Source organism: Micromonospora sp. NPDC057141, assembly GCF_042670805.1.
GTDB lineage: Bacteria > Actinomycetota > Actinomycetes > Mycobacteriales > Micromonosporaceae > Micromonospora.
Genome location: NZ_JBHUVA010000062.1, coordinates 1 through 22,962, shown reverse-complemented (window position 1 = coordinate 22,962; position 22,962 = coordinate 1). Strand labels below are relative to the sequence as shown.

At 69.3% G+C, this 22,962-nt stretch carries 27 protein-coding genes; 9 read left to right on the top strand and 18 right to left on the bottom strand.

Translation table 11 applies throughout. The annotated features are described in order from the left end of the window. Nucleotides 1-48 precede the first annotated feature (48 nt). The 14 genes from ACFT41_RS24570 to ACFT41_RS24505 form a co-directional block, all read right to left on the bottom strand. Nucleotides 49-960, bottom strand: coding sequence for a DUF2637 domain-containing protein (locus ACFT41_RS24570; protein ID WP_377587439.1), 912 nt, complete (start codon nt 958-960; stop codon nt 49-51). Continuing rightward, nucleotides 957-3,788 (bottom strand): BTAD domain-containing putative transcriptional regulator, encoded by a 2,832-nt coding sequence (locus tag ACFT41_RS24565; RefSeq protein WP_377587438.1) that lies wholly within the window; start codon nt 3,786-3,788, stop codon nt 957-959. The genes ACFT41_RS24570 and ACFT41_RS24565 overlap by 4 nt, the downstream gene beginning before the upstream one ends. Before the next feature lie 28 nt (nt 3,789-3,816). Then, the gene (locus ACFT41_RS24560) at nt 3,817-4,272 is read right to left on the bottom strand and encodes a pilus assembly protein TadG-related protein (RefSeq protein ID WP_377587437.1); all 456 of its coding nucleotides are present in this window, start codon (nt 4,270-4,272) and stop codon (nt 3,817-3,819) included. Then, nucleotides 4,269-4,730, bottom strand: a complete 462-nt coding sequence (locus tag ACFT41_RS24555; protein WP_377587436.1) for a TadE/TadG family type IV pilus assembly protein — start codon at nt 4,728-4,730, stop codon at nt 4,269-4,271. The genes ACFT41_RS24560 and ACFT41_RS24555 overlap by 4 nt, the downstream gene beginning before the upstream one ends. Next, nucleotides 4,727-5,206, bottom strand: a complete 480-nt coding sequence (locus tag ACFT41_RS24550; protein ID WP_377587435.1) for a TadE family protein — start codon at nt 5,204-5,206, stop codon at nt 4,727-4,729. The genes ACFT41_RS24555 and ACFT41_RS24550 overlap by 4 nt, the downstream gene beginning before the upstream one ends. Before the next feature lie 3 nt (nt 5,207-5,209). Beyond that, nucleotides 5,210-5,401: a hypothetical protein gene (locus tag ACFT41_RS24545; RefSeq protein ID WP_018803909.1), complete on the bottom strand. Its 192-nt coding sequence runs from the start codon at nt 5,399-5,401 to the stop codon at nt 5,210-5,212. A gap of 67 nt (nt 5,402-5,468) precedes the next feature. Then, nucleotides 5,469-6,368 carry a type II secretion system F family protein gene (locus ACFT41_RS24540; RefSeq protein WP_377587434.1) on the bottom strand — a complete coding sequence of 300 codons (900 nt, stop codon included), beginning with the start codon at nt 6,366-6,368 and terminating at the stop codon, nt 5,469-5,471. Then, on the bottom strand, nt 6,365-7,270 hold the full coding sequence (locus ACFT41_RS24535) for a type II secretion system F family protein (RefSeq protein ID WP_377587433.1): 906 nt from the start codon (nt 7,268-7,270) through the stop codon (nt 6,365-6,367). The genes ACFT41_RS24540 and ACFT41_RS24535 overlap by 4 nt, the downstream gene beginning before the upstream one ends. Further along, nucleotides 7,261-8,649: a CpaF family protein gene (locus tag ACFT41_RS24530; protein WP_377587432.1), complete on the bottom strand. Its 1,389-nt coding sequence runs from the start codon at nt 8,647-8,649 to the stop codon at nt 7,261-7,263. Before ACFT41_RS24530 ends, ACFT41_RS24535 begins: the two co-directional genes overlap by 10 nt. Beyond that, a complete protein-coding gene (locus tag ACFT41_RS24525) occupies nt 8,646-9,455 on the bottom strand; it encodes a hypothetical protein (protein WP_377587431.1) in 810 nt (269 codons plus the stop codon). Before ACFT41_RS24525 ends, ACFT41_RS24530 begins: the two co-directional genes overlap by 4 nt. 1 nt (nt 9,456) lies before the next feature. Beyond that, on the bottom strand, nt 9,457-10,062 hold the full coding sequence (locus ACFT41_RS24520; protein WP_377587460.1) for an SAF domain-containing protein: 606 nt from the start codon (nt 10,060-10,062) through the stop codon (nt 9,457-9,459). A 156-nt stretch (nt 10,063-10,218) separates the two neighbouring features. Then, the gene (locus ACFT41_RS24515; RefSeq protein ID WP_377587430.1) at nt 10,219-11,097 is read right to left on the bottom strand and encodes a hypothetical protein; all 879 of its coding nucleotides are present in this window, start codon (nt 11,095-11,097) and stop codon (nt 10,219-10,221) included. Nucleotides 11,098-11,117: 20 nt separating this feature from the next. Continuing rightward, on the bottom strand, nt 11,118-11,486 hold the full coding sequence (locus ACFT41_RS24510; protein WP_377587429.1) for a hypothetical protein: 369 nt from the start codon (nt 11,484-11,486) through the stop codon (nt 11,118-11,120). Between the two features lie 506 nt (nt 11,487-11,992). Beyond that, entirely contained in the window at nt 11,993-12,259 is a 267-nt protein-coding gene (locus ACFT41_RS24505) for a hypothetical protein (RefSeq protein ID WP_377587428.1), read from the bottom strand. A gap of 241 nt (nt 12,260-12,500) precedes the next feature. Here ACFT41_RS24505 and ACFT41_RS24500 point away from each other — a divergent pair, with 241 nt between their 5' ends. Beyond that, nucleotides 12,501-12,818 carry a winged helix-turn-helix transcriptional regulator gene (locus tag ACFT41_RS24500; protein ID WP_377587459.1) on the top strand — a complete coding sequence of 106 codons (318 nt, stop codon included), beginning with the start codon at nt 12,501-12,503 and terminating at the stop codon, nt 12,816-12,818. A 5-nt stretch (nt 12,819-12,823) separates the two neighbouring features. Next, entirely contained in the window at nt 12,824-13,498 is a 675-nt protein-coding gene (locus tag ACFT41_RS24495; RefSeq protein WP_377587427.1) for a prepilin peptidase, read from the top strand. A gap of 356 nt (nt 13,499-13,854) precedes the next feature. On the opposite strand, the gene ACFT41_RS24490 is transcribed toward ACFT41_RS24495, so the two are convergent. The 3 genes from ACFT41_RS24490 to ACFT41_RS24480 all read right to left on the bottom strand — a co-directional run bounded on the left by ACFT41_RS24490 (nt 13,855) and on the right by ACFT41_RS24480 (nt 16,259). Further along, a complete protein-coding gene (locus ACFT41_RS24490) occupies nt 13,855-14,583 on the bottom strand; it encodes a helix-turn-helix domain-containing protein (protein ID WP_377587426.1) in 729 nt (242 codons plus the stop codon). Continuing rightward, nucleotides 14,580-14,999, bottom strand: coding sequence for a multiprotein-bridging factor 1 family protein (locus tag ACFT41_RS24485; protein ID WP_377587458.1), 420 nt, complete (start codon nt 14,997-14,999; stop codon nt 14,580-14,582). The genes ACFT41_RS24490 and ACFT41_RS24485 overlap by 4 nt, the downstream gene beginning before the upstream one ends. Nucleotides 15,000-16,016: 1,017 nt before the next feature. Further along, nucleotides 16,017-16,259 (bottom strand): hypothetical protein, encoded by a 243-nt coding sequence (locus tag ACFT41_RS24480; RefSeq protein ID WP_377587425.1) that lies wholly within the window; start codon nt 16,257-16,259, stop codon nt 16,017-16,019. Nucleotides 16,260-16,662: 403 nt separating this feature from the next. Here ACFT41_RS24480 and ACFT41_RS24475 point away from each other — a divergent pair, with 403 nt between their 5' ends. Both ACFT41_RS24475 and ACFT41_RS24470 read left to right on the top strand, forming a co-directional pair. Beyond that, on the top strand, nt 16,663-17,520 hold the full coding sequence (locus ACFT41_RS24475) for a helix-turn-helix transcriptional regulator (RefSeq protein ID WP_377587424.1): 858 nt from the start codon (nt 16,663-16,665) through the stop codon (nt 17,518-17,520). Next, nucleotides 17,507-17,707 carry a DUF397 domain-containing protein gene (locus tag ACFT41_RS24470; RefSeq protein ID WP_377587423.1) on the top strand — a complete coding sequence of 67 codons (201 nt, stop codon included), beginning with the start codon at nt 17,507-17,509 and terminating at the stop codon, nt 17,705-17,707. Before ACFT41_RS24475 ends, ACFT41_RS24470 begins: the two co-directional genes overlap by 14 nt. A gap of 91 nt (nt 17,708-17,798) precedes the next feature. Here ACFT41_RS24470 and ACFT41_RS24465 read toward each other — a convergent pair whose 3' ends face one another. After that, complete coding sequence (locus ACFT41_RS24465) at nt 17,799-18,164, bottom strand: hypothetical protein (protein ID WP_377587422.1); 366 nt, start codon at nt 18,162-18,164, stop codon at nt 17,799-17,801. Between the two features lie 140 nt (nt 18,165-18,304). Here ACFT41_RS24465 and ACFT41_RS24460 point away from each other — a divergent pair, with 140 nt between their 5' ends. The 5 genes from ACFT41_RS24460 to ACFT41_RS24440 all read left to right on the top strand — a co-directional run. After that, complete coding sequence (locus ACFT41_RS24460) at nt 18,305-19,354, top strand: radical SAM protein (RefSeq protein ID WP_377587421.1); 1,050 nt, start codon at nt 18,305-18,307, stop codon at nt 19,352-19,354. Next, a complete protein-coding gene (locus ACFT41_RS24455; protein WP_377587420.1) occupies nt 19,351-20,730 on the top strand; it encodes a B12-binding domain-containing radical SAM protein in 1,380 nt (459 codons plus the stop codon). Before ACFT41_RS24460 ends, ACFT41_RS24455 begins: the two co-directional genes overlap by 4 nt. After that, entirely contained in the window at nt 20,727-21,158 is a 432-nt protein-coding gene (locus ACFT41_RS24450) for a hypothetical protein (RefSeq protein ID WP_377587419.1), read from the top strand. Before ACFT41_RS24455 ends, ACFT41_RS24450 begins: the two co-directional genes overlap by 4 nt. Further along, a complete protein-coding gene (locus ACFT41_RS24445; protein ID WP_377587418.1) occupies nt 21,158-21,889 on the top strand; it encodes an SDR family NAD(P)-dependent oxidoreductase in 732 nt (243 codons plus the stop codon). The genes ACFT41_RS24450 and ACFT41_RS24445 overlap by 1 nt, the downstream gene beginning before the upstream one ends. A 9-nt stretch (nt 21,890-21,898) precedes the next feature. Further along, nucleotides 21,899-22,962 (top strand): hypothetical protein (locus ACFT41_RS24440; protein ID WP_377614002.1); only part of this gene is annotated, 1,064 nt, incomplete at its 3' end.

The window sequence follows — 22,962 nt, the reverse complement described above, 5'->3', positions numbered from 1 at the left end:
GGTGGCCTCCTCGCGTGTCTGATCCTGCGGTGAGCTGACGTCGGCACGTTAGACCGATGCCGTGGGCCGGGTGCCGTTGACCGGCGATGTCTCCTGGCGCAGCGTGGCGAGGAGTTGTGAGACGGCGCTGTTGCGGATTGAGTGGCCGTTCTGGCGTAGCCGCCGGGCGAGGGCATCCCGGCTGACGGTGTGACCTTCGCGGGTCAGTTCGTCACGGGCCGCGCGGGCGGCGGGCAGGAGCGGCACCAGGTCCGGGGCGAGGTCGACGTCGATGTCGTCGGTCTCGTCGGATGGGTCGTCATTGTCAGGTTCCGCGTCAAGGTCAGCAGCAGTCTGGCTGCCGTCCGCTTCCTGATCGTTGTCCCGGTGGTCGGCCACGTCAGGAGTCCCGCCGTGGGCCGACCCGTCGGCATCGGCATCCGGGGAAGGAGGTTCGGACTGTGGACTCCGACCGGTTGGCCTGGTGTCGCTGGTTTCGGGCATGGTCTCGACGGGCGTCGAGTCGATGGGCTGACCGGGAGATGGTGCCGGTGGGGTCTCCGCCGTTACGGCGTGCGGTGTGTGTTCGGCTTCGCGGCGGCGGGCGGCGAGTTCCACGAGCGACACCGACGCGACGATGATCAGCCCGTCCACCGACAGTGGTAGGAGGTAGGGGACGGTGCCGGTTTCGCCGTACCGTGCGACGACTCCGACCATGTGGTGGTAGCTGATCCAGGCGGCGATGGCGGCGATGGTCGAGGCGGCGACGATCCGGATGGCGCCGAGTGAGCGCCGGTGGACGGGTATGCGGGTGACCAGCTCGACGGTGATCAGGAGGGCCAGGGGCGGCCATGCCGCGATGGTCTGGGAGATCGGGTTTGGTTGGGCGTGCAGGATGTTCGCGGTGACCGAGGCGGCTACGCCGAGGACCAGTGTGGCCCGTACTGCCCATTGCATCCGTTGGAGCTGGCGGTGGTTCACGACCGTCCTCCACCAGCGGGGGCAACGGGCCGGAGCTGGCGCTCGGCGACGCGGCGGGTGGCCTGGGACGGTTCGGCGTCGCCGAGATCCGCGAGACGCTCCTCCAACCGGCGCAGGGTGCGCCGGACGGCATCGGGCCGCTGCTGCCGGCCGTGGATGCGCATGATCCGCTGGTACAGCTCCTCGTTGACGGGGTCGAGGTCGGCGGCGTGTTCGAGGGCGGCAACAGCCTGGTCGGGGTGGTCGGGTTCGAGGATCTCGGCGATGCGGGCGTGGGCGGTGAGGATCTGGTGGCGGTAGCTGGTGGCGTAGTCGGTGGCCCAGGGGTGGTCGTGGCCTTCTGCGAAGTCACCTCCATACAGCTGCGTGGCCTGGCGTAGCGCGGTGAGCATGGCCGTTTCGTCGTCGGTGGTGGTGGCCTGGTCGATGGCGGTGAGCATCTGCCAGAGGTCCACCGTGGCGGTCTGCGGGTCGAGCTGGTATCGGCCGGTGGCCGGGTCGTAGACGATGAACATGGGTTCCTCGTGGCCGGTGGCGGCGCGGAGCACCCGCCGGGCGGAGGTGATGTCGGTGCGCACGCGTTTGACGGCGGCGGCCGGGTCGGCGTTGGGGTGTAGGTCGGCGGCGAGTTGGTCGAGGGTGCGGCCGGCGGGGTGGGCGGCAAGGACGGCGAGGGCGGTGTAGGAGCCGGTGCGCATTCCGGTGGCGATCGGACCGGCGTCGGTGGCGACGGTGACCGGGCCGAGCACCCGGAGGCGGACCAGTGCCGTCGCGTCGTCGGCCTGGGCCGGTACCGGTTCGGTCGCCTTGGTGGTCACCGCGGCCGGCGAGATCTCGGCGGGCGGGTCGTCAACGTCAGCGCCGGCCTCGGGGCGCGCTATCGCGTCGGTGAGCATGGAGAGGATGGCGGCGAGGTCATCCGCGCCGAGGGTGGACAGCCGGGTCACCGGGTGCGGTTCGTCGCCGGTGGCGGTGCCCTCGGCGCTGATCTCGATGGTGGGGATGCCGTCGTGCGGGCCGAGGATGACAGGGTGCAGGTTCAGGGCGGCGCGATGGGTGGCGACGGCTTGGAGACGGGCGGCGTGCCGAGGGCTGGAGTCGATGAGCAGCACGTACGGCGGCTGGGCCTCGGCGTGGTCGGTGCGGGCGTTGAGGTCGGTGATCGACTCAGCGTCGAAGGTGTCCAGCAGCCGGCGTCGGCCGATCATCTCCTCCTCGGCGTGGGTGATCGCGGCAGCGGTGTCGGCGAGCACGATGAGGCGTTCTCCGTCGTAGGCGGTGCCGTCGGGGTCCAGTCCGACCGCCGGGGCGTTCTCGGGCAGGAGCTGGGCGAGTAGGTCGGCGGTGGTGACCACGACCGGGCGGGTGCTGGCGGTCTCGACCGCGCCGCTGGTCAGGACGGACGCGAGGATGGCGCGGGCTGCTGGTACGGCTCCGTTGCCGTGCAGGGCGACGCCGGGACCGGGCAGGTGGAACAGGCTGATCTCGGTGCCGTCCGAGTCGACGCCGATGGGTGCCGCAACGGCGGGGCTGGCGGGGCGGTGGTCGCTGCTGGGGCTGAGGTGGCGGCTGCCGATGATGTCGACGGGGGCCAGAGAGGGCGGCATGGGGGAGCGTTGCGGGGCGGTGGTGACCGGTGCGGGGAAGGTCAGTCGGGCGCGGCGGCGGCGTTGTAGGCGTAGTAGAGCGGCTACGGCGGCGATGGCGGCGGCCAGGCCGAGGCTGATCCAGCCCTGCGCTGGCAGCGTGATTCCGGCATCGTCGGTCGGCTGGTCGTCGGATGGGTCGGTGTCCGGTGCGGGGGTGTCGACATCGGCCGAGTCGGCTGGGGTGCTGGATTCGGCGGTAGGCGGTGAAGGGCTCGGCTCCGGGGCGGTGGGGGTTGGGGTGGCGCTGGCCGTTGGCGGTGGGACGGCTGGGGCGGTCTCGTTGGCCTCGGGCGCGGTGGTGTCGGGGCTGCCAGGCGGCGGATCCTCGGTGTGGGGTGGGGTGGCTGCTGGTGGGGCCTCTCGGGCGGGAAGTGCGAGTACCCAGCCGACGTGTATCTCGTCGGGGTCGGTGAGGGCGTAGCCGTTGGCCTGTTCGTGTCCCCGGTTGAGTTTGTAGATCTCCCGCCAGCGGTGCGGGTCGCTGAGGTGCTTTGCGGCGAGGTCCCACAGGTTGTCTCCGGCGACGACGCGGTGTGTTCCGCCCGGGGCGTCTCGTGCCCAGGACGGGACGGATGGGCTGTCTCGGTGGGTGGAGAGCGGGAGCGTGGTGCTGGTGGCGGACACGCCGATGGTGAGCGCCGGGCGCGGGCCGTGCTCCACGGTTGACAGCGCGGCGGGGTGTGCCGGGGCGACGGCAACGGCCGGGCGGCGTGCGGCGGCGTCGGCGGCAGCCGCACCAGCGGTGGGGGTGCTGGTGACGGCGCGGGCGGCGTCGAACAGCACGGCTCCGACGATCGCGCCGACGAGGACAGCGGCGACCCAGCGGATCGGGCCGCGTCCACTCGCCGGTGGTCGGGGCTGACCGTGCCGGCTGGCTCTCGCGGCGGCGGACGTCTCGATGATCTCGATGGTGGTGTCGCGCAGGAACTGCGCCCACAGCACCCAGCCGATCGTGGCCAGCAGCGCGAAGACCATGTTGTCCGACCATGGGCTCGTGATCGCGGCGTGCAGGTCGGTCAGCGTGGGCACCGCGTCGGGCTGCGGCCAGCCGATCCAGTCGAGGGGCCAGCCGGCCGCGACGATCAGCAGCCATGGCACCCCGGCGGTGAAGCCGGCCAGCACGGCGAGCGCGAGCAGGGCGCGCACGGTCCGGGCGATGGCGGCGATGGTGCGGGACATGCGCGGTTGTCCTCTCCCAAGGTGCGGGTCAGGTGTTGGGGCCGGTGACGCCCTGCACGGCGGTGGCGCTCGCGGAGGCGGACACGTCGAGCTGCCGCACGCCGACGATCTGCAGGAGCTGGGTGCGGCTGGTCCGCCGAACGGTCACCGTGACCGTGGTCGTGGTCGCGGTGGCCTCGCCCGTGGCGCCCGCCGAGGCCAGCCACGCCTGCGCGGCCGACGCGGCTCGGGCCGGGTCGAGTACCGCGACGTTGCGGGTGCGGTACTGGTACAGGTCGAGTTCTTGCGCCCCGGCCCTGGCCGCAGCCTGGGCGATGTCGAGGGCACGGACCTTCTGCGTGAGGGCCAGGCCGGCGTCGAGGACCAGCCCGGCCACGGCGAGCAGGGCGACCATCATCAGGACCGCGAACGCGGTCACCTGGCCGGAGTCGTCGCCGGCACGCTCGCGTAGCCGTTGCCAGTAGCGGGCATCGGGTGGGGTCATGAAGGGCCTCCGCGCCACACATCGATGGGAGAGGTCGCCGTGGCCGTCACGACGCGGGTACCAGGGACGGAGAGCAAGGCGAGGTCGGACAGCGGGACGGTGCATTCCACGGTCACGGTGACCGCCCCGCCTGGTCGGAGCCCTCCGGTGGCGACCGTGACGGTGACCTGTCGGCAGGTGACGGAGCGGGCGGCGAGGGTCTCCCGGGCGGTGCGGTCTGCCTCGGCGCGTGCGGCGGCGTCGGTGCGGGCGAGGGAGGCGGATCGGGCTGCGGTGCTGGCGGCGGCGTCGAGGTCCATCTGTGCCGAGACCAACCTCCCGCACAGCACCACGAACAGCATGACGGCCACCAGCAGCGGGGTGACGAGGGCCGCTTCGGTGGTGCTCGCTCCCCGGTCATCGAGGGCGATGACCTGCCGCAGTCGGAGGAGTCCGGTTGAGGCTGCGGCCCGGGTCATGGCGCGGCCCCATCTGGCACGAAGCGTTCGACGGGTCGTACGACGGTGGCGCGGACGGTCCACCGCACCCCGGGGACCACCGTCGCGGTGGTGCCGGTGATCTCGGTGCGGACCTCGGTGACGGTGCGGGTCACCGACACCGACGGGTCCTTGAGGACCCCGTCGCCGATCGCGGCGATGGTCTGCTCGCCCGCGTCTCGGCCGGCGGCAGCGCTGGATTGGTAGCCGGCGGCGGCGTTGGCCGAACGGGTCGCGGCGCTCTGGGCAACGTGGGTGGCGTGCATGAACACCCCGGCCTGGATGACGAACATGACGATGAGCAGCAGCAGAGGCATAGCGATGGCCAGCTCGGCGGTCGCGGCGCCCGTGTCGGTGTGGGCGGTCCCCCGCCTCCACCGGGCGCGCAGCCGTCGGGCCGCGCCGAGCGCCGGGAAGGGCGGGCGCTCGGCGCGGTGTTCCCGGATGGTCGGCGGCATTGGTCAGCCGAGGTTGATGCTGTTGGCCTTGCTGGTGACCTTGACCGCGATGATGCCGAGGACCACGATCGCCAGGGTCACGAGAACGGCGGTGACGAGGACGGCTTCGGTGGAGTAGCCGCCGTCTTTGGTGTCGCGCACCGCCTGCCAGCGGTGCCGCAGCTCGGCGGCGAGGTAGGTGACGAGAGCGGACATGGCGTGTTCCTCCAGAATCGGGTACGGAATCTGTGTCTGTTCGGGATTGGTGAACTCGGGGTGCCTCCTACAGCCCGCCGAGTACGGCGGCCATCGCCGGATAGCCGAGGAAGATCAGGAACCCGGCGAACAGAGCGACGATGGGCAGCGCCATCCGCTCGGTCGCGGCGTTCGCCTCGCCCTCGGCGTCGGTGAGTTGCCGGGCGCGCAGAGCGATGGCACGCGAGCGCAGGGACGCACGGACCTTCGCTCCTTCGGTGCCGGCCAGCCCGATGGTGGCGGCGAGCTGCTGTAGCTCGGCGACGGCGACCCGGCGGCCGAGGGCGGCGAGGTTGTCCCACGGCGGCACCCGGGCCAACCGCGCCTCGGTCAACGCGTACCGCAGTTCGGTGTAGGCAGGGCCGGAGCCGACCTTCGCCGCGTCGTCGAGCGCCTGGTCCACCCCGGCTCCGGACGCGAGGCTGATGACCACCAGGTCCAGGAAGGACGACAGGGCATCACGGAACGCCGTACGGTGCTTGGCGGCCTCCGAGCGCACCGACAGTTCCGGGGCGAGGAAACCAGCGATGCCGAGCGCCAGCGACGCGGCGACGGGCACCGTCACGCCGGTACCCACCCCGGCGAGGACGAGCAGCGTCGCGGCGACAGGAGGCAGGAGCAGCCCGAACACCATCGCGGTCGCCTGCTCGGCGAGGTGCACGTCGACCGGCTTGTCGACGGTGGCGAGGTCGCGGCGGGTACTGGCCAGGGGAAGACCCGCGCGACGCAACCACCGCACCGCCGGGCGACCCCACCGCCCCGACCACCCCAGAGAGTGAGTCTCGGCGGTGGCGTCACCAACGCGGCCGATCCCGTACGGGGCGTCAAGGGCCTTGTCCAGCCGAGGCGGGCGGGGGAACCAGCCCACCACCACGAGCCATAACCCGAGACCGGTGCCGAGTCCGGTCAGCAACACCAGCCCGGTCATGTCGGCACCACCTCGCCGTCGACTGGTGCGGCGATTCCGGCCAGGACGCGGGCGGTGTCGCGGTCGCGCATGAGCCGGCCGAGCCAGACGAACGCGGCAGCGAAGCAGCCACCAGCGGCCAGGAGCACGAGCTGACCGGTCGCCGTGTCGAACGGGGCCAGGTAGCCCCGGTTGAGCAGTGCCAGCAATCCGGCCATGGCCAGGGTGGCACCGACGATGACCCGCGCGGAGGTGCGGTTACGTTTGCGGGCGGCGGCGATGCGGTGCCGGGAGGCGACCTTCGCCCGCGCGGACGCGGCCAGCTCGCCCAGCACGTCGCCGAGTTGCCCGGCGCTGCCCCGTGCGGCCATCACCAGCCCGGCGACCACCAGATCGGCGGTCGGGTCGGCCAGCTCGGCGGCGAACGCGCGCAGCGCGTCAGGCAGCCGCCAACTGCGCTGTAGGCGTATCGCGAGGCGGGTCACCTCTTCGCGGATCGGCTCTGGGGCTTCGATCGCGCTGGCGGTGATCGCCTGTTCCAGCCCGGCCGCGCCGGACAGGTTGTCCCGTAACGCCTCGGTCCAGGTGGCGATGGCCTCGATCCGGGCCACCCGGCGGGCGTGGTCGCGGTCCGGGCCGATGATGGTCGGTAGCATCCACGCCCCGGCCGCTGCCAGGGCCGCCGCGACCGGCCAGCGGGTCACCACACCGACGACCACGCCCACAGCCAGGCACAGGGCTACCCGACGCCGGTCGACCGGCCCACGGGCCAGAGCCAGCCTCGACAGCCGCGACTCGGTATTGGAGTCGCCGAGCCCTTCGTTGTCCCGGGGCGACAGGCCCAACGCCAGCAGGACCAACCCGAGCGCGGTTCCGGCCCCCAGCAGGGCCGCGAGGGGCACTGTCAACACCATCACGTCCACCCCCCACCCGGGGCGGTGCGGGCTTCATCGAGCAACCCTGGGTCGAAGCCGCACCGGGCCAGCGCCGACAGCAGCCCGGTCGACGGGGGCGCACCCGGGACTGCCCTGCCGTCCCGGTCGGGCCGGAAGATCTCGTTGCTGGACACGGCCAGCCCGTCAGCGCCGACCACCTCCCGCACCGACGTCACCTCCCGCACCCCGTTGTCACCGGTGAACCCCAGGTGCACGACCAGGTGAACCGCCTCGGACACCAGAAGATTGGTGGTGGCCGGGTCGAGGCGTTCCGGCGCCTGCGCGGCGTAGAGCATGAGCTTGTGAAACGCCCCCGCCGACGACGAGGCGTGAATGGTGCCCAACGAACCGTCGTTACCCTGCGACATCGCGTTGAGCATCGGGATGACCTCGTGCCCGCGGATCTCCCCGACGATCACTCGGTCCGGCGACATCCGCAGCCCCGAGCGGAACAACATGCTCATGTCGAGCGCACCTTCACCCTCGACGTTGGCCTCCCGAGACTGCAACGCCACCACATCCGGATGCACGGCCTTGTCCGCGTCGAGCGCCAGCTCGTAGGTGTCCTCGATAGTCACGATTCGCTCGCCCGGTGGGATCGCCGACGCGAGAGCGCGCAGGAGGGTGGTCTTGCCCGCACCGGTACGCCCGGCGATCAGCACGTTCAACCGCGCCCGCACAGCAGCGGAAAGGAGTTCCCGCAGCACCGGGTTGACGGTGCCGAGCTGCTCCAGATCGGCCAGGGTGACCTTCACGTAGCCGTGCCGGCGGATCGACAACGCTGGACGCCGGGTCACCGACATGATCGCGTGCAGGCGGGAGCCGTCCGCGAGTTGCAGGTTCAACACCGGGGCGGCCCGGTCCCAGCGGCGCTCCTCGGCACCCTCGCCGCCGGTCTCCGCGCGCCCGGCGTCAGCGGCCAGGCGACGGATCAGCTCCACCATCTCCGCATCCGAGTCGGCGATCGGCCCGACCTGAGCGCGACTGCCGTCGCTGTAGCGGACGAACACCTGGTCACAGCCGTTGGCGTTGACCTCCTCGATCCGTTCGTCGTTGAGCAACGGTTGCAGGCCGCCCGCGCCGAGCAGCATGTCCGCCACCGCCCGACCCACCCGCGACTCCACCTCCGGGCGCAGCGGCGCCCGCCCGGCGTTCATCTCCTCCGTCGCGTACCCGTCCAGAACCTCATTGATCAACCGCCGGGTCGTCGCCGCGCGCTCGTCGGCCGGCATCGGCGAACCGGTGGCCGTCTCGTACGCCCGCGTGGCCCGGGTCAGCCGCTCGGCGACCTCCCGCCGAACCCGCCGCACCACCGTGACCTCGCCGGACTCCCCGGCACCCGGGGTCGACAGGAAAGGGCCGGTCACGATGTCGCCTCCGTGGTTACGCCGGTGGGCTGCGGGGCCGCGACGGGCAGGTACGGGCCGAGGTCGGTCCACAGCCGCGCATAGGCGGCCATCAGAGGCAGACGACGCCAGCGCCGCCCGGCCACGAGGTTTCCGCCGAGCACCGCCGCCGCCCGGCGGTCGTCCGGCAACGGACCGAGCACGCTCACCGCCTCCGGGTCGCGGGCCAACTCCTGCCCGACGTGAGTCGCCACGACATCCGCCACGTCCGCCGCCGAGTACACGCCGCCCGCGCCGAGCAGCACCACCAGGCGGCCAGCGCCCGCGTCGACGAGGTCGCCCAGGTGCTCCCGCAGATGAGCCATCTCGTCGGCGGTTGCCCGAGCCAGCACCACCACCACATCCGCGAGCCGCACCAACGGCCACACCGGCGAACCCGGCCCCAACCGGCCGCAATCCGCCACCACCACCCGATCCGGCGCGGCCAGCACCGCCCGACCGTTACCGGTCAGCTCCGGCAACGCCGCGCGGGTCTGCGCCCCACCCGCCGGGGCGACCACCACCGGCACCACCACCTCGGCCACCGACACCGGCTGCGACACGGCGGCGAACACGTCCCCGGAACTCGCCGCGCCTCGGGCGGCGGCGGCCAGGTCCACCACGCTCGGCACCGCCGCCAACCGGTGCCGGCGCATCAGATCCCCACCCGCCGGGTCGCACTCCACCACCACCGGCCGCGCCCACTCCGGCGCGACCGCGGCCAACCCGAGTGCCGTCGTCGTCGCTCCCGGACGACCCTTCACATAGGTCACCGCCACCAGAGGCATGTCAGCTTCCCGCCGGCGAGGTCTGCATCAGCACCACACCGCCAGCTGGCGCAGCCGCCAACTGCGGCGCGTCCGAGGCAGCCAGCAGAAGCGTGATGACCGTCGAGCCCTGGCCGTCCCCGGCGAGGTCAACCCCCAACACCACGGCCGACAACCGCGCCGGGGTCGAACCGCTCGCCGTCGAGCTGGCAGCCGGAGCTGGCTGACCACCGTCCCGCGCGGCCGACACGTAGACGGACACCTTCGCACCGGCAGCGAGCCCCTGCGGATACTGACCCGGCTTCACCGCCACCGAGGCGGTCACCTGACCGCCGGGCGGAAACGCGGCATCCCCGAGCAACTCCGGCGTCAGCAACATGCCGGCCACCAACGGCACCACCGCCGTCCGACCAACCACCTCCACCGCCTGCGCGGCCGGAACCAACCGAACCCCCGGGTCACGGGCGGCGGAGACCTGCTTGAGGTCCGCAGCGGTGATCGGCTGCCCGGCCGCCACCGGCCGCGCCACCGCGAGCACCTGCACACGATCACCGAGCTGCGCCGCCCCGTACGCGTAGGCCAGCACACACACGATCACCAGCAGGCCGCCCAACGCGACGAACGGCAACCGGCGCCGCCGTCGGGCGGCCCGCCACGGCCCGCGTCCCGCACGGCCGCCAGCAGCCGCCGCACGATCGCCCAGACCTGCTTCTGGGCGCACGGAATCCAGCGCCATGACTTGCCTCCTCGGGAAACGGCGCTCGAACGAACTGACTTTGTTGGCCTAACGCACGACGGCCTGCGACTCCTGGACCCGGGTCTGCACCTGCCCGGTCGTGATCAACCCCGGCACCGTGCCGGACTGCCCAGCACCAGCCCAGGTCACCTCCCACGTGACCGTCACCGTCACGGCGTAGCGCCCACCCGGTGAGCCAGCCGAGGACCGCCGGTAGACATGCCCGCAGTCAGGCGACGCCTTCGCCGGATCGGTACCCGAGACCCACGGCGCCCCCGGCCCACCGCACGTCACCGTCACCCCGTCACCCATCGACCAACTCGCCTTCACCGGCCGCGCCGTCGCCGTGACGCTGACACCCGGAACGGAGGCGGTCGCCGACCGCGATCCCCACGACCCCCGGTCAAGCGCCAGCCAAGCCGGCAGGTTGACGAGCTGATCACCCGGCGGATTCATACGAATGACGACCCTCGGCAAATCGAGACGCGCCCGCGCCTGCCGCGCCAACACCGCCGGAGACACCACCGGCGGGTCACCCGCCATCCACACCACACCTCCGAGCGCACTGCCGTCGCCGTAGCAGGTCCGCATGTACCAACCACCCTCACCCGCCGGCTGACCCCCGAGAGCCGCAATGGTCGACGGCGACGGGTCGGTGGGCGCGTAGTAGCAGCCATCCACCCCCGCCCACGCACCGTCCCGCTCACACGGAATCTCCTGGCCAGCAGGGTTGCGGCACTTGCCGTCCCCACCCTGGCCCCCACCATTACCGCCGCCCGGATTGCTAGGCTGACCGGGAGTCCCCGCATTCACGTCACATGCCGGACGAGGGTCATCCTTGTTGCACTGCACGCCGCCGGTTCCATCGCTGGCGAGGGCTGGCGTCGACACGAGAACGCAGCCGAGTAGCCCGGCGACACCGGTCATGATCAGCGAGTGCGATCGGCCTAGCATGTCCCCGACTCCTCCAGGACGAACGAGCTGACCTTCCACGCGCCGTCGGAGACCTTGACCGTCGCGGTGGTGCGGTGCTTGCCACCGGGCTTGTCGTCCCAGAGGCCGCCCGAGACCTTGTACTCCAGCCAGTTCGTCGAATCGACGCAGTCCAGAACCCCTGCCTCAGTCGGAGTTGTGTCCGGCTTGACCCCGGTGATCTTGGGGCTGAGAGTCAAGGCGCCCTTGGTGACCTTTCCCTGTTGCCGATTGGTGTAAAGAGAGTTCACGATCAGCTTGAGCGCCTGATCGGAGGCGTACTTTCGCAAGTCGGGGGCGTCGGGGTCCGACACCGCGCCCGCTTCTACGAAGGCATCCCACATGCCTCGGTAGGCCGCGAGGGCGTCTCTTTCCGCGATGGCGCTTGGCCCCAAGCTCGGCGTGTTCGGTGGGGTTGTCGCCCGCGTCGTAGACGCCGGCTGGCCGCCGTCGTCGTCTGGGCTGCATGCCGCGCTGAACAGCGTTGAAGCCCCGACGAGACATGCTATGAACCTCCGGCTCAACACTGGCCGCGAACCTCCCGATCTTGTGGACAGCCCCGGCGGGCAGCCGGGTCTGCGACCTTGAACGCCGTCCATCGGCGGTCAACTCGTTCAAGGTCACGAGTCGTGTCTACACCCTGACCCTGCAGTGATGTCTACGTGCGTACCTGCACCTACGCGCTTCGGGTAGGGCGGGGCACACGCGCGTGCGCGTATCTACTGCGGGCAACCTGGCTCTCAAATGGGTGTAAAGCGCCCAAAGCTGTTGTCGCCTACCCGACAGGTAAGTCGGCATCAGTTACGGCCATGATTGGCTGAAAATGATTGTTCGAGGAGGATGGGGGCAGTCAATGGGCGACCAGAATCGCACAGGGCAAACGCTGTCCCTGTTGGCGCGGCGTGGTGCCATAGGGTTGCTTCTGGCGATCCATGATCGCGGCGGTGTTGCCAACTTCGGTGAGATCGCCGCCGAGTCTCCCCGGCCTGCGGCTCTGTTGCGAGCGATGGCGGTAGACGGCTTTGTGGTCGGCCATCAGGTCGGCTCGCTGGACGGCGAGCCGCTCGCCGAAGCCCGCTTCTGCCTGACCAGCAAGGGGGCGGCGATCCTCGGCCACCTTCTTCGGCTACATCAATGGTTGGCATTGCGCGCAGCGCCGGCTCCGAGGTCGGTCGGCTCCTGACTCGTTCATAGGGATGCGTTGATTGCGGAAATCATCCCGAAAGATCCCGTAATCTGTCGGATGCATTCCTGAATGGACATAAACTTCCTTGCGCTAAACACTCGCCGAACAGTTGCGCGACCTCATAGAGTGTCGTCTTGGACTGGCGCGCTCGATTCGGGGGAGGTGAGCTGCGCTGACGAGCGATCTCGATCACCTACTCAACCTGGCCAAGCGGAAGCTGTCGGTCGCGGTCCTGACCGCCCTCCACGAAGGCCCACTGCGCTACTCGAAGCTTCACCACGCGGTGTCTCAGGTCAGCTCTGATGTCGTGCACGCCCGCACGCTGACCGACACCCTGACCTACCTCCGCGCCCACGACCTCGTTGAGCACCACCAGGGCGACGACGGTGCCGACTACCGGCTGACTGATGGCGGCGCCGAGCTGCTTGATCTCCTCGGCGAGATCGATCGGTGGAGTCGGCAGCACCGCACGAGCGGTGGACAGACCTGACACCTATGACCAACGGCGTAGCCGCGATCGGCCTCGGCCTTGCGGGCGCGATGGCTGGCGTGCCGATCGCTGCCGTCGCGTACGGAGCGGGTGATTCCGGGCCGGTACGTTTGCCCGCACGGTGGTGGACCGGGAGCCCAGCTCGCCCAACAGAGGCGATCGCCACCGCTCTTCTCGCCGCCACCGCCGCCGCCGTCACCGGGGCAGTCATACCTTCCGGCATGACACTGCCGGCCTTCTGGCTCTTTGCGGTGGTGGGCGTAGGTCTGGCAATCGTCGACGTGCGGTGCCGGCGGTTGCCCCATCGCCTCACCGGCTCGCTGTGGGTGTCGTCTGGCCTGTTCTTCCTTATTGCCTCCCTCGTCGGAAGCGGTGTCGAGCCGCTTATTCGAGCTGGGTGCGCGGGTATCGCCGCAGCGGCGGTCATGCTTACCATCGCCTTGGCGTTGCCCGGTCAGCTCGGCCTCGGTGATGTTGTGTTCATCGGTGCCATCGCGTTTAGCCTCGGCTGGCTGGGCTGGCAAACGGCGATGCTCGGCCTTCTTGCTGGGATGCTCCTGCACGGCGCCATCGCTGCCCTCGCCAGAATCCGACCGACCAGCGACGCGAAGAAGCCGTTGACCCCCATGGGGCCAGCCCTCGTGGCTGGTTGGCTTCTGGCCGTGGTACTTGCCGCATAGCGATGCACGATCATCTGGCGAGGCGTCGCGGGATGCCGATGCGGAGACGGGATCAGTCGTCGTCACGCTCGTACCTGAGGGCATCGTCATCGATGGGACGGCCGCGACCGCCGACTCGGAAGCCGGTATGTGCCGGCGGTGGAACGTCCTCGAATTGCTGCGGATCAGCGCCTGCGGTCGCTATGACGAGTTCGGCGTGAAGCCGAACCGGACACGGCGCCGCCCGCCCACACGCCTTGCAGACCCTGGGCTGGCCTTCGACGACATGCCGTCGGTAGAGGGTCACCGCAACGTCGAACATGACCGACTGGCGCAGTCCCGGGATGACTGTCAACGGCCTGCCCATCGTTGTCCCTTCACCGCGCGGCCTGTGGTAAGTCGCCCCGGTGAAGCGGGGTCACCGTCGCAGGACGACCGGTTCGAGGCGCACCGGCATGGTCGGTGGACCTCATCGGCGGCATCTGAAGAATCCGCGCAAAGCGGGTCCGGGTGTCCTGGTCGGCGAGTTTGAGAAGGTCGTCGAGGGCTGCCTGCATCGCCAGACTCGGCGGTTCAGGCTGTCCGCGGTCCTCCCACGCCGCGACGACCGAGGGAGCGACGCGAAGCCGTTCGGCGAACGCCCCAAGGCTGAGCCGCAGTGCCTCCCGCAACGCAAGGACTTCCCGCTCCCTCCAACGAGCGATCGCCACCGTGCATCCGCAGCTGGGCGCCGCGATCTTGACGTTGGGTGGTGGCTTCGGCGGTACGGCTGCCTGATGGCGTAGCAGTCGTTCGTGTTCGGCTACCCATGCTCGATGCCTTCGGAGCATGGTGATCAGTTCCTGGAGCGTGTCGAACGCGTCCACCAGCGATCCTTGCGCCCGGAGTTCGCGATCGGCGCGCTCCCAGAAGCCACGGGTGATGGTGTTTCGCCCGATTTCCACGTTCGCGACCGAACTGCGGGAGTAGGCCGTCCGTTTGGCGAGGGCGGCCTGGGTCATGCCGGCTGCCTTGCGCCAGTGGGCCAACTGCCGTCCCAGCGCCTTCTGCAGGTCGCGAATCTGTTCCGGAGCGACGGGACCCGGGACGGTATCCGTTCCGATCATCTGCTCTGTCCGCCGTGAAGTGCGTACAAACGAGACTGGCCGCCGCTGTTCACGGAGGGAGCGGCGTCGGAGTCGACTGGCCCGACAGGCAGGATCTCCATGACCACCATGAACCGTGTCGGCATCGTCGCCGAGGCATCCGTTCGTGGCTGCACTGCCGCTTGCTGGTCCACGAATCGCCGCAAGCGGGCCAGCGCTCCGCCCGTCTCCAACGCCTGGTCACAGCGACTCATTACATCCAGGCTGGCCGTACGCTCGGCTTTCTCGATCTTGCCGAGCAGGTCCGGGCTTACGTACACCAGCGCCGCGAGCCTTGCCAGCGACAGCCCTCGCTGCTGCCGCCAACAGCGCAGCTCCGCGCCGAGGAAGTGTCGAGCGGACGCGTGGGGCCTCAACTCGGCCGGCTGCTGCCCCATCACGCTCGCCTGCGTGGGGCGGCGAGCGAGTACACCCGTGCCCCACTACCAGCAGCCGACGGTAGTGCCGAGAGGCCACAACGGTCGTCGGGCATCGTGGTTAGTACGACCCGGATCGGCCCGGCAGGCCCACTGTCGAGGGTGACCATGACCGCCGTGCCCGCCGCGACGCCGAGATGAACAGTGGGCGTCACCTCCATGCGGTCGTTCAGCGACGTGGGTGGCGCAGGGGCTGGCTCCGTCTTCCGAGCCAGAGAGAGCACTGTCTTCGCGGCCTCGGCCGGTCGTCCCGAGCCGTAGATGACATATAGCCCGATCGAGGCATCATTGTTCACGCCGAAAACCCCGCGTAGCCCCGCCCGGACGTGCGCCAGCGGCCAGCGGGACTCGCCACGCTCCAGCTTGCCGACATACCTGCTGTCCAGGTGGATGCGTCGTCTCTGGTGCTCCCAGATCCACGCGTTGACCGCCTCGGCAACCTCCTGCCGCGACATCGCACGACCCGACCCCGTGGGCGACCGCATGGCCAGCCGTGCGCGCCGCAGCAAGTCGTTCGGGCTACGTGGAGCCCTCATCTGAGCGCCCGATGCGCCGTTCACGATCAATACCTCTCGGAATCAGACGGTCTTTGCAAGATCAAGGTCTGCTGGTCTGACGCCAGCTCCATGGTCATAGGGTCGACCTACCTCACCGGCGACGCCTGGATGTGCGAGGGCTCGGATCCCGTCCCGATCATCTCGTCGGCCCCACTGTCCGGGGCTGATCCGAACCACGAGACCGACGGCGCAGCGCTTCCCGGTGCTGGAGTGACTCGGCGCACCCCTGAAGCGCCTGGTCGACGGCGAGGCAGAAGGCCGTATCTCATGAACGTGGAGCCAGCCTCTCGGCGGCCGGAGCACGGCTCGACCTCGCCGCACGTCACACACTCACCGGATGGTCGGACCGTTAGGTGGCGTTCAAGCTCCGCCTGGGCTCGGTCGACCTCCTCCAGTGCCACGGTCGCCAGGTAGGTCGTGCTCACGACGACCCCGACGGCTGCGCGATGCGCAGCGCACACATCCGGACGAGTGCTGGGCGAGGGTTCGGGTCGAGCTGCGTGCCGTCTGCCCGCAGCGCTAGACCTTCTACTTCCAGCCACTCGTCCTCATGGAGCCGTACCTGGTCACCGATACGAGTGACTCGTAGGACCAGGTGGCCGGTCCCGTGCATGTAGTCCTGGTCGCCGACCTCGATCACGTCGCCTAGCTGGGGAAATGTCATCGGTCTCGCCTGACCTGTTCGCGAGCAACGGCTGTGGACCCGCACTGTGGACACCATCGGTCTTTGACCTTGAAGGACACCAATCCAGCGATGTAGCCGACCACTAACGCCGCGAGAACACCGAACAGCAGCACCGTCACCACCTCAATCGAGTTGACCCCGACACGTTGGGCGAATCCCCTTACCTGGCTCGTTCGTCGTGCACCGAGGTCGTCTTGCGGACGCAGCTCTGTCGCTCCCGGGCGTGTGGATCACCGCTGGTGCGGTGCGTCCGCTGCATGGCGACCCCGCATCACAGCCATCTACTATGCTGGACAGTGTTGCAGCATCGTACGATGCTGGCAAGCATCAGGGCGCGGTGACCCCATGGGCTCGCTGGTTGCGCATGAGGGAGGATCAGGGCATGGCCGGATTCACTCCACCGACGCCTCGGTCTCGCCGTCTCGGCAGGGAACTGCGGCGGCTACGCGAGGCACGCAGTCTCACGCAGGGGGACGCGGCCAAGCTGCTCAAGTGCTCGCAGCAGCGGATCGCCCGCATCGAGTCCGGTGACATCAAGCCGCGCCCGCGGGATGTGCTGGAGATCCTCGTCGCCTACGACGTCCCGCACGACGAGGAGCACGGGCTGGCGCTCCGGAGCATGGCCGAACAACTGCGGGAGCCGGGCTGGTGGCAGCGGCTCAACACGTTGCCGGCCCGATACGCCACGTTCATCGCCTACGAAGCCGAGGCGGTCGAACTCCGTGAGTTCCAGCCGACCCTCATTCCCGGGCTGGTCCAGACCCGCGCGTACGCCGAATCGGTGATCCGCATCGGTCGGGAGACTGACCAGGAGGAGATCACCCAACGGGTCGAGGCGCGGCTCAAGCGCCAAGAGGTGCTGACGACGCGCCGGCCGCCGCTTCGACTGCACGCGATCATCACGGAACAGTCGCTGATGCTGGAGGTCGGCGACGCCGACGTGCGGCGCGAGCAACTGGATCACATCATCACGGTCTCCGCGCTGCCCAACGTCACCGTGCAGGTCCTGACGCTCGCCGCCGGTGCTCACCTCGCCGTACACGGAGGCTTCGATGTCCTGACCTTCGCGGATGGTGACCCGCCCCTTGGCTACATCGAGACCCTCGCGGGAGAATTGTTCCTGGAGTCACCAGGGGAGATCCGGCGGCTCACGGGCGTCTTCGATCACCTGCTCTCCCTGTCGCTGTCGCCCAGGGAGTCCACCCGATTGATTCAGGAGAAGAAGGATGGACTCGGTTAAGTGGTTCAAGTCCAGCCGATCCGGCAACAACGGTGCGTGCGTGGAGGTCGCCCACCTAGGTAAGGACGCTGTCGGAGTCAGGGACACCAAAGCTCGGGGCGAGGGGCCGATTCTGGAGTTCACGCAGGCAGGGTGGGCCGCGTTCATCGACGGCGCGAAGCACGGCGAGTTTGACTTGACCGAGTGATGTTGCTGGGTGCCCCGTCGAGCTGTGCGGGCACCCAGCACCGCCGATCCTTGTATGGGAGCCCGACCCGTCCCTCTGGCAACGGCCACGGCTACTCTCCCCAGTCGCACTGATCGCTGGGTACGCCCACCGAGCGCGCGTAGGCGATGGCTTCGGCGCGACCTCGATCATCGCCCCTGCCGTAGACGAAGGTCTTGTCGGGGAAGACGATGAACTTCTGATCCTCGGTGTGGAAGTCGACGTACCACCCCGGGCTGGACAAGGCCTGTGCGAACTGGTCGGCAAGCCTCATGGGGTCGCTGCGGTCCGAGGTGAAGTCCACGATGGTCCAGGTGTCCGGCTGGCCTGGCGCAGGGTCGGGGTTCCGCCAGCGGGAGATCTTGTCGACTCGTAGGTTGAGGCGTTCGAGCGTCGCGTCGTGGCGCAGACTCTCGGTGATCAGGACTCCCGCAAGCACGGGTCCAACCGTACGTGAACCTCGGTGATCAGGTGCTGACCATGTGTGTCAGTGTTGGTCGAGAGTTGTCGACAAACCCTGACACTAACCCTGCCGCCGAGAGCTTGACCCTGATGAATGCGCCCATCGACGCTTGAGGCATGGATCGTCAGGGTTCTGGCAGGCTTCTGCCTCAGTTCCGCGTCACCGTGAACTCGCGGTGCGGTCGTGCGTGCTTCTTCTGCCGGCCTTCCGGTGAGGCGGTACTGACCGCAGCGGGCACCGACTTGAACGTCGACCGCCTCATATCGATCGGTCGTCTGGTCCGTCGCGCAGGGGTGACGGGCGTGAAGCTGACGGGTGGCGACCCGGCGCTGTACGAACCGTTGGAGGAAGCGGTCGAGCGGCTGCGCGCCGAGGCAGCGTTCGGCGAGGTCGAGGTGATCTCGCGACACCCACGCATCGGTCCTCGGGCGGCCGGACTGGCGCAGGCCGGGGTGACTCAGTTCAACATGAGCGTAGACACGCTCGACCCGGCGTTACACAAGGAGATCACTGGCCAGGGCGATCACGCCGCCGTGCTGGACGCGCTGCGGGCGTGTGTGGCTACAGGCGTGCCGGTAAAGGTCAACATGGTGGTCATGGCCGGCGTCAATGACGACGAGGTGGCGGACCTGGCCGCGTTCTGCGCGCGAGAAGGCGTCGCGACGCTGAAGCTTCTGGACGTCATCCAGGACCTCGACGCAGGAGCCGAGTCGTTCGCGAAACGGCTCGCGCGCCAGCGCGCCGGGCGGGTGATCCGGGACCTGTATGTGCCGTTGGAGTCGATCACGGCGCAGTTCGCTGCGGACGCCATGGAGATCTCGACGCGGACGCAGGGCGGGCTGGGGCACCCGATGACCGTCTTGTCGTTCGCCTCCGGGTTCGAGGTAGTGGTGAAGGACAGCACTGCCGGTGCCTGGTACGGATCGGTCTGCGACACCTGCCCGTTGTTCCCATGCCATGACGCGTTGATGGCGCTGCGGCTGACGGCCGACCTTCGGTTGCAGTTCTGCCTGTTGCGGGAGGACATCACCGTGCCGTTGGCCGATCTGTTCAACAGCGACGGCGGTGAGCTGGAATCGACCGTACAACGGGCTCTCGACGTGTACGCGGGGGCGACGTTCCGTGCTGTCGCACCCAAGGCGTCGGTGGCGGAGGTGCTGTCATGACGGTGCTGTTGCCGTCTCCGGCCCGGCGTCGGCTGGTGATCCTGGTCTACCCTCGGGTGGAGCATGAGAAGGACTATCTGTACCACTGGATGCCGTTCTCGCTGTTGACGATCGCGCAACGCCTTCTGGCTGACGGCGAGGTCGACGTGGTGATCTTCGACGGGAATCAACGCACCGCGCAGCAGTGGACCACGTTCCTGGACGAGCACCTCGACCGGGCCGTGTGTATCGGGGTAAGCATCATGACCGGCGGTGGGCAGATCCGGCACGCCTTGGACATGGTGCGTGAGGCGAAGCTCCGATCCGGCTGTCCGCCGGTGGTGTTCGGCGGTCCGCACGTCAACGTACTCGGGGAGCAGACCGCCACGCACGAGCTGGTGGACATGGCGCTGGTTGGCCCGGGACAGCGGTCAATGCCGGAGCTGGTGCGCTGCCTGCTCGGGTCTGGCCGGCTCGATGAGGTTCCCGGGCTGCTGGTGACGCGCGACGGGCATCTGGTGAGGGGGCCGGTAAACACGCCGAGGACGGAGATGATGGCCCAGTACCCGTGGCAGTTGCTCAACGTACAGGAGTACGTTCGCGATGATCCGACGGTGGCGCCTCGGACGCTGAACTACGTCTCGTCGCAGGGCTGCGTCTACAAGTGCCAGTTCTGCTACGAGCTGACCTATCAGCGGGCCTGGTCGTCGATGCCGGCCGATCCGCTCGTGAAGGACATCGCCGAACTGGTCGAGGCGTACGACCTCAGCGGGGTCAAGTTCTACGACGCCGACTTCTTCGTCCAGCCCCGCCGGGCGGTCGACTTCTGCCAGGCACTCACCGCACGCCAGCTCGGGATCAGCTGGGCGGCCTCGATCAACCCGAACGATGTGCTCCGCTCCCGCAAGCAACGACTTGATCTGCTGGGCGGCATCGCAGGCTCCGGATGCCGGCGGCTGCTGATGGGGATCGAGTCGGGCTCAGACCGGGTGCTGCGGGAGATCGTCCGTAAGGAGATTACCCGGGAGCAGGCGTACGACGTGGCGGCCGACATCGCCGCGCACGGCATCCTCGGCTGCTACACGTTCATCGTCGGGTTCCCCGGCGAGACCGATGCCGAGGTGGACGAGACATACGACCTGCTGACCGCAATCAGCCAACTGCATCCACGGCCCGAGACGCGGGTACACCTGTTCGGCCCGTTTCCCGGCACGCCGCTGTTCGACGACGCGCTGCGCCACGGGTTCGAGGCACCAGACACGTTGGAGGGCTGGGCCGACTTCGACTACTACGACTCGCAGACGCCGTGGACGTCGGCGGCGACCGTGGCGCGTGCCCGCGCCCACACTCGCCTGGTCAAACAGCCCGGGGCAGCACGAGCGGAGGTGCCGGCATGAAACCCGACCAGGCGGTTGAGGACTCGGAGGGGACGATGCGTGGCCTGGTGCTGATGGAGAGCCTGACCGACAGGCAGCTACCCATGCCGTTGCCGGCGGTTGTGGTACGCCGGTATCCGCACCTGCTAAGCGGCACCCTGCCGGTGCAGATCGCCGAACTCGCCGTGACCCGCCACCGCGTCTTGGCGGTCGCCATGCAGGTAGCCCAGGTGCTCCTGCCGAAACGGTTCTACGCGCACTTCCTCGACGACGAGCGGATGTACGTGGCCTTTCCGAACTGCGTGGTGGTCATCGGCCGTGACGACCCCGCCTCGGCGGACACTGCACGCGCGGTCGGCGCGCTGTTTGACATCCCGGCGGTCCAGATGCGGTTCGAGGAGATGTTCGTCAACGACCATCCCGACTCGCCGCGCGCCGAGGCGGCCTGATGAGCGGCAGGCAGAATCTCGCGGTGGTGGTCGGCGGGTCCGGTGCCATCGGCCGGAGCGTGGTGACCGAGCTGCGCAAGCGTGGGCTGGGCGTGATCGCCACCCATCACGGGCAGCACCCCGGCGATACCGACGCCGGTACGGGCTGGGTGCCGTTCGACGCGGCCAGCGGCGACGCCAGCGGGCTACGGGCGGCGGTGGACGCTGCCCCTGACCGGCTGGCCGTGGTGGTGTTCACCGTCGGGGTGGCGTCCTCCAAACGGCCGGTGGCGGAGACGCCCACTGAGGAGTTCACCCGGCTGTTCGCGGTGAACGCGCTCGGCCTGGTCACGGCCTGGCAGGTGCTCGCCGGGCGGGCACGTGCCGGGGCAGCCCGGCTCGTGGTGGTCAGCTCGGACACCGTGCGTGTGGCCGGGGCCGGCAACGGCGCGTACACCGCCTCGAAGGCGGGGTTGGAAGCGCTCGCGCTGACCCTGGCCAAGGAGGAGGCCCACCACGGCGTGCGGGTCAACGTCGTCGCGCCGTCGCTGGTCGCCTCCCCGCAGGCCGAGCAGATCCTCGCCATGAAGGGCGTGACCGACGTCGACGCGTACTACGCCGGCCTGCCCGCTGGCCGGGCATTGACGGTGGAGGAAGTAGCGGGAGTGATCGCTGGGTTGGGCTATGACCCGGCATGGGACTACGCCACCGGCACGGTGGTGCGGCTGATTTTCGACAGCGGCGCGCGGTAGGAGGCGACGATGACGGTCGGATACATGCGCTGGCTGGCCGATCTCGAACGGCCAGACTTCGCTGGCGAGCCGGAGAGCGAAGTCTTCGATATCAGCTTTGTTCCGAACGGGGCGAAACTGCCCGGGTTGGCGCTGCTGGTGCAACGGCTCGCCGCCAGGCTCGGGAACGTGCAGGAACACCCGCTGAGGGTCACGGTCGTCGTGACGGCGGCGTTGGAGGCCGCGAGCGCGGTGTACGCCAACGCTAGCCAGGCCGAGACCACGCTGACCGCCGAGCTGCGGGAACTGCTGTCCGCCCTTGACTGCCGGTCGCGCCCCTTGCTGGTCCAGACCCTGCCCTATGCCGACCCGGAATCGGCACAGGCGGTAGAGGCTGCGAACGCGGCTGTCACCGAGACGACGACGGACGCCGGTGCGGTAGTGATACCAGTGCACCAGGCGGCCGACCTCGACGTGCTGACCGCCGGCGAGGACTTCCCGGCGGTGGCCGCCACGCTGGAGGTGCTCGGCCGCCACGACCGCGTCGGCTACCTGTGGAACCGCCTGCTGGACCTGGCCTGGACGCACTGGCAGGCACTCGCCCCGCACCTGGCAACCGCACCCAAGGTGCTGCTGACCGACCTCGACGGAGTGCTGTGGCCCGGCACATTGGCTGAGGACGGCCTCCGAGCAGCATTCACGGCCGGTGGGGTCGTCGGCCAACTCAGCCACCGTGTGTGGCGACAGCATCTCACCGTCCGTCAGCAGCGCGGCGCTCTGCTGGCAGGGATCAGCAAGAACGACCCGGCCGAGGCGCAGGCTGCCCTCGCTGGCATCGATCCGGCCTTGCCACTAGCGGAGTTGTGGGCAGCACAGGACATCGACAAGACCGCCGCGACCACGTGGGCCTTGAGCTACTTCGACAACATCTCCGTGCAGCACGCCGTGTTCATCGACGACAACCCCGGCCAGCAGGAGCGCCTCCGTGCCGCATACCCGGCACTGCATGTGCCCGCGGTGGCCGCCACTCCGCTTCTCGTCACCGATCTGTGCCGCCAACTACACCCCGGCAGCGACCAGCCGCCCACGACCTC

Bases quoted from the DNA above. Each gene is read 5' to 3' on its own strand.
- ACFT41_RS24565 (WP_377587438.1), bottom strand. From the start codon at position 3,788: ATGTCCCGCACCATCGCCGCCATCGCCCGGACCGTGCGCGCCCTGCTC.
- ACFT41_RS24560 (WP_377587437.1), bottom strand. From the start codon at position 4,272: ATGACCCCACCCGATGCCCGCTACTGGCAACGGCTACGCGAGCGTGCC.
- ACFT41_RS24555 (WP_377587436.1), bottom strand. From the start codon at position 4,730: ATGACCCGGGCCGCAGCCTCAACCGGACTCCTCCGACTGCGGCAGGTC.
- ACFT41_RS24550 (WP_377587435.1), bottom strand. From the start codon at position 5,206: ATGCCGCCGACCATCCGGGAACACCGCGCCGAGCGCCCGCCCTTCCCG.
- ACFT41_RS24545 (WP_018803909.1), bottom strand. From the start codon at position 5,401: ATGTCCGCTCTCGTCACCTACCTCGCCGCCGAGCTGCGGCACCGCTGG.
- ACFT41_RS24540 (WP_377587434.1), bottom strand. From the start codon at position 6,368: ATGACCGGGCTGGTGTTGCTGACCGGACTCGGCACCGGTCTCGGGTTA.
- ACFT41_RS24525 (WP_377587431.1), bottom strand. From the start codon at position 9,455: ATGCCTCTGGTGGCGGTGACCTATGTGAAGGGTCGTCCGGGAGCGACG.
- ACFT41_RS24515 (WP_377587430.1), bottom strand. From the start codon at position 11,097: ATGACCGGTGTCGCCGGGCTACTCGGCTGCGTTCTCGTGTCGACGCCA.
- ACFT41_RS24510 (WP_377587429.1), bottom strand. From the start codon at position 11,486: ATGTGGGATGCCTTCGTAGAAGCGGGCGCGGTGTCGGACCCCGACGCC.
- ACFT41_RS24495 (WP_377587427.1), top strand. From the start codon at position 12,824: ATGACCAACGGCGTAGCCGCGATCGGCCTCGGCCTTGCGGGCGCGATG.
- ACFT41_RS24490 (WP_377587426.1), bottom strand. From the start codon at position 14,583: ATGATCGGAACGGATACCGTCCCGGGTCCCGTCGCTCCGGAACAGATT.
- ACFT41_RS24485 (WP_377587458.1), bottom strand. From the start codon at position 14,999: ATGGGGCAGCAGCCGGCCGAGTTGAGGCCCCACGCGTCCGCTCGACAC.
- ACFT41_RS24480 (WP_377587425.1), bottom strand. From the start codon at position 16,259: ATGACATTTCCCCAGCTAGGCGACGTGATCGAGGTCGGCGACCAGGAC.
- ACFT41_RS24475 (WP_377587424.1), top strand. From the start codon at position 16,663: ATGGCCGGATTCACTCCACCGACGCCTCGGTCTCGCCGTCTCGGCAGG.
- ACFT41_RS24470 (WP_377587423.1), top strand. From the start codon at position 17,507: ATGGACTCGGTTAAGTGGTTCAAGTCCAGCCGATCCGGCAACAACGGT.
- ACFT41_RS24460 (WP_377587421.1), top strand. From the start codon at position 18,305: ATGGATCGTCAGGGTTCTGGCAGGCTTCTGCCTCAGTTCCGCGTCACC.
- ACFT41_RS24455 (WP_377587420.1), top strand. From the start codon at position 19,351: ATGACGGTGCTGTTGCCGTCTCCGGCCCGGCGTCGGCTGGTGATCCTG.
- ACFT41_RS24450 (WP_377587419.1), top strand. From the start codon at position 20,727: ATGAAACCCGACCAGGCGGTTGAGGACTCGGAGGGGACGATGCGTGGC.
- ACFT41_RS24445 (WP_377587418.1), top strand. From the start codon at position 21,158: ATGAGCGGCAGGCAGAATCTCGCGGTGGTGGTCGGCGGGTCCGGTGCC.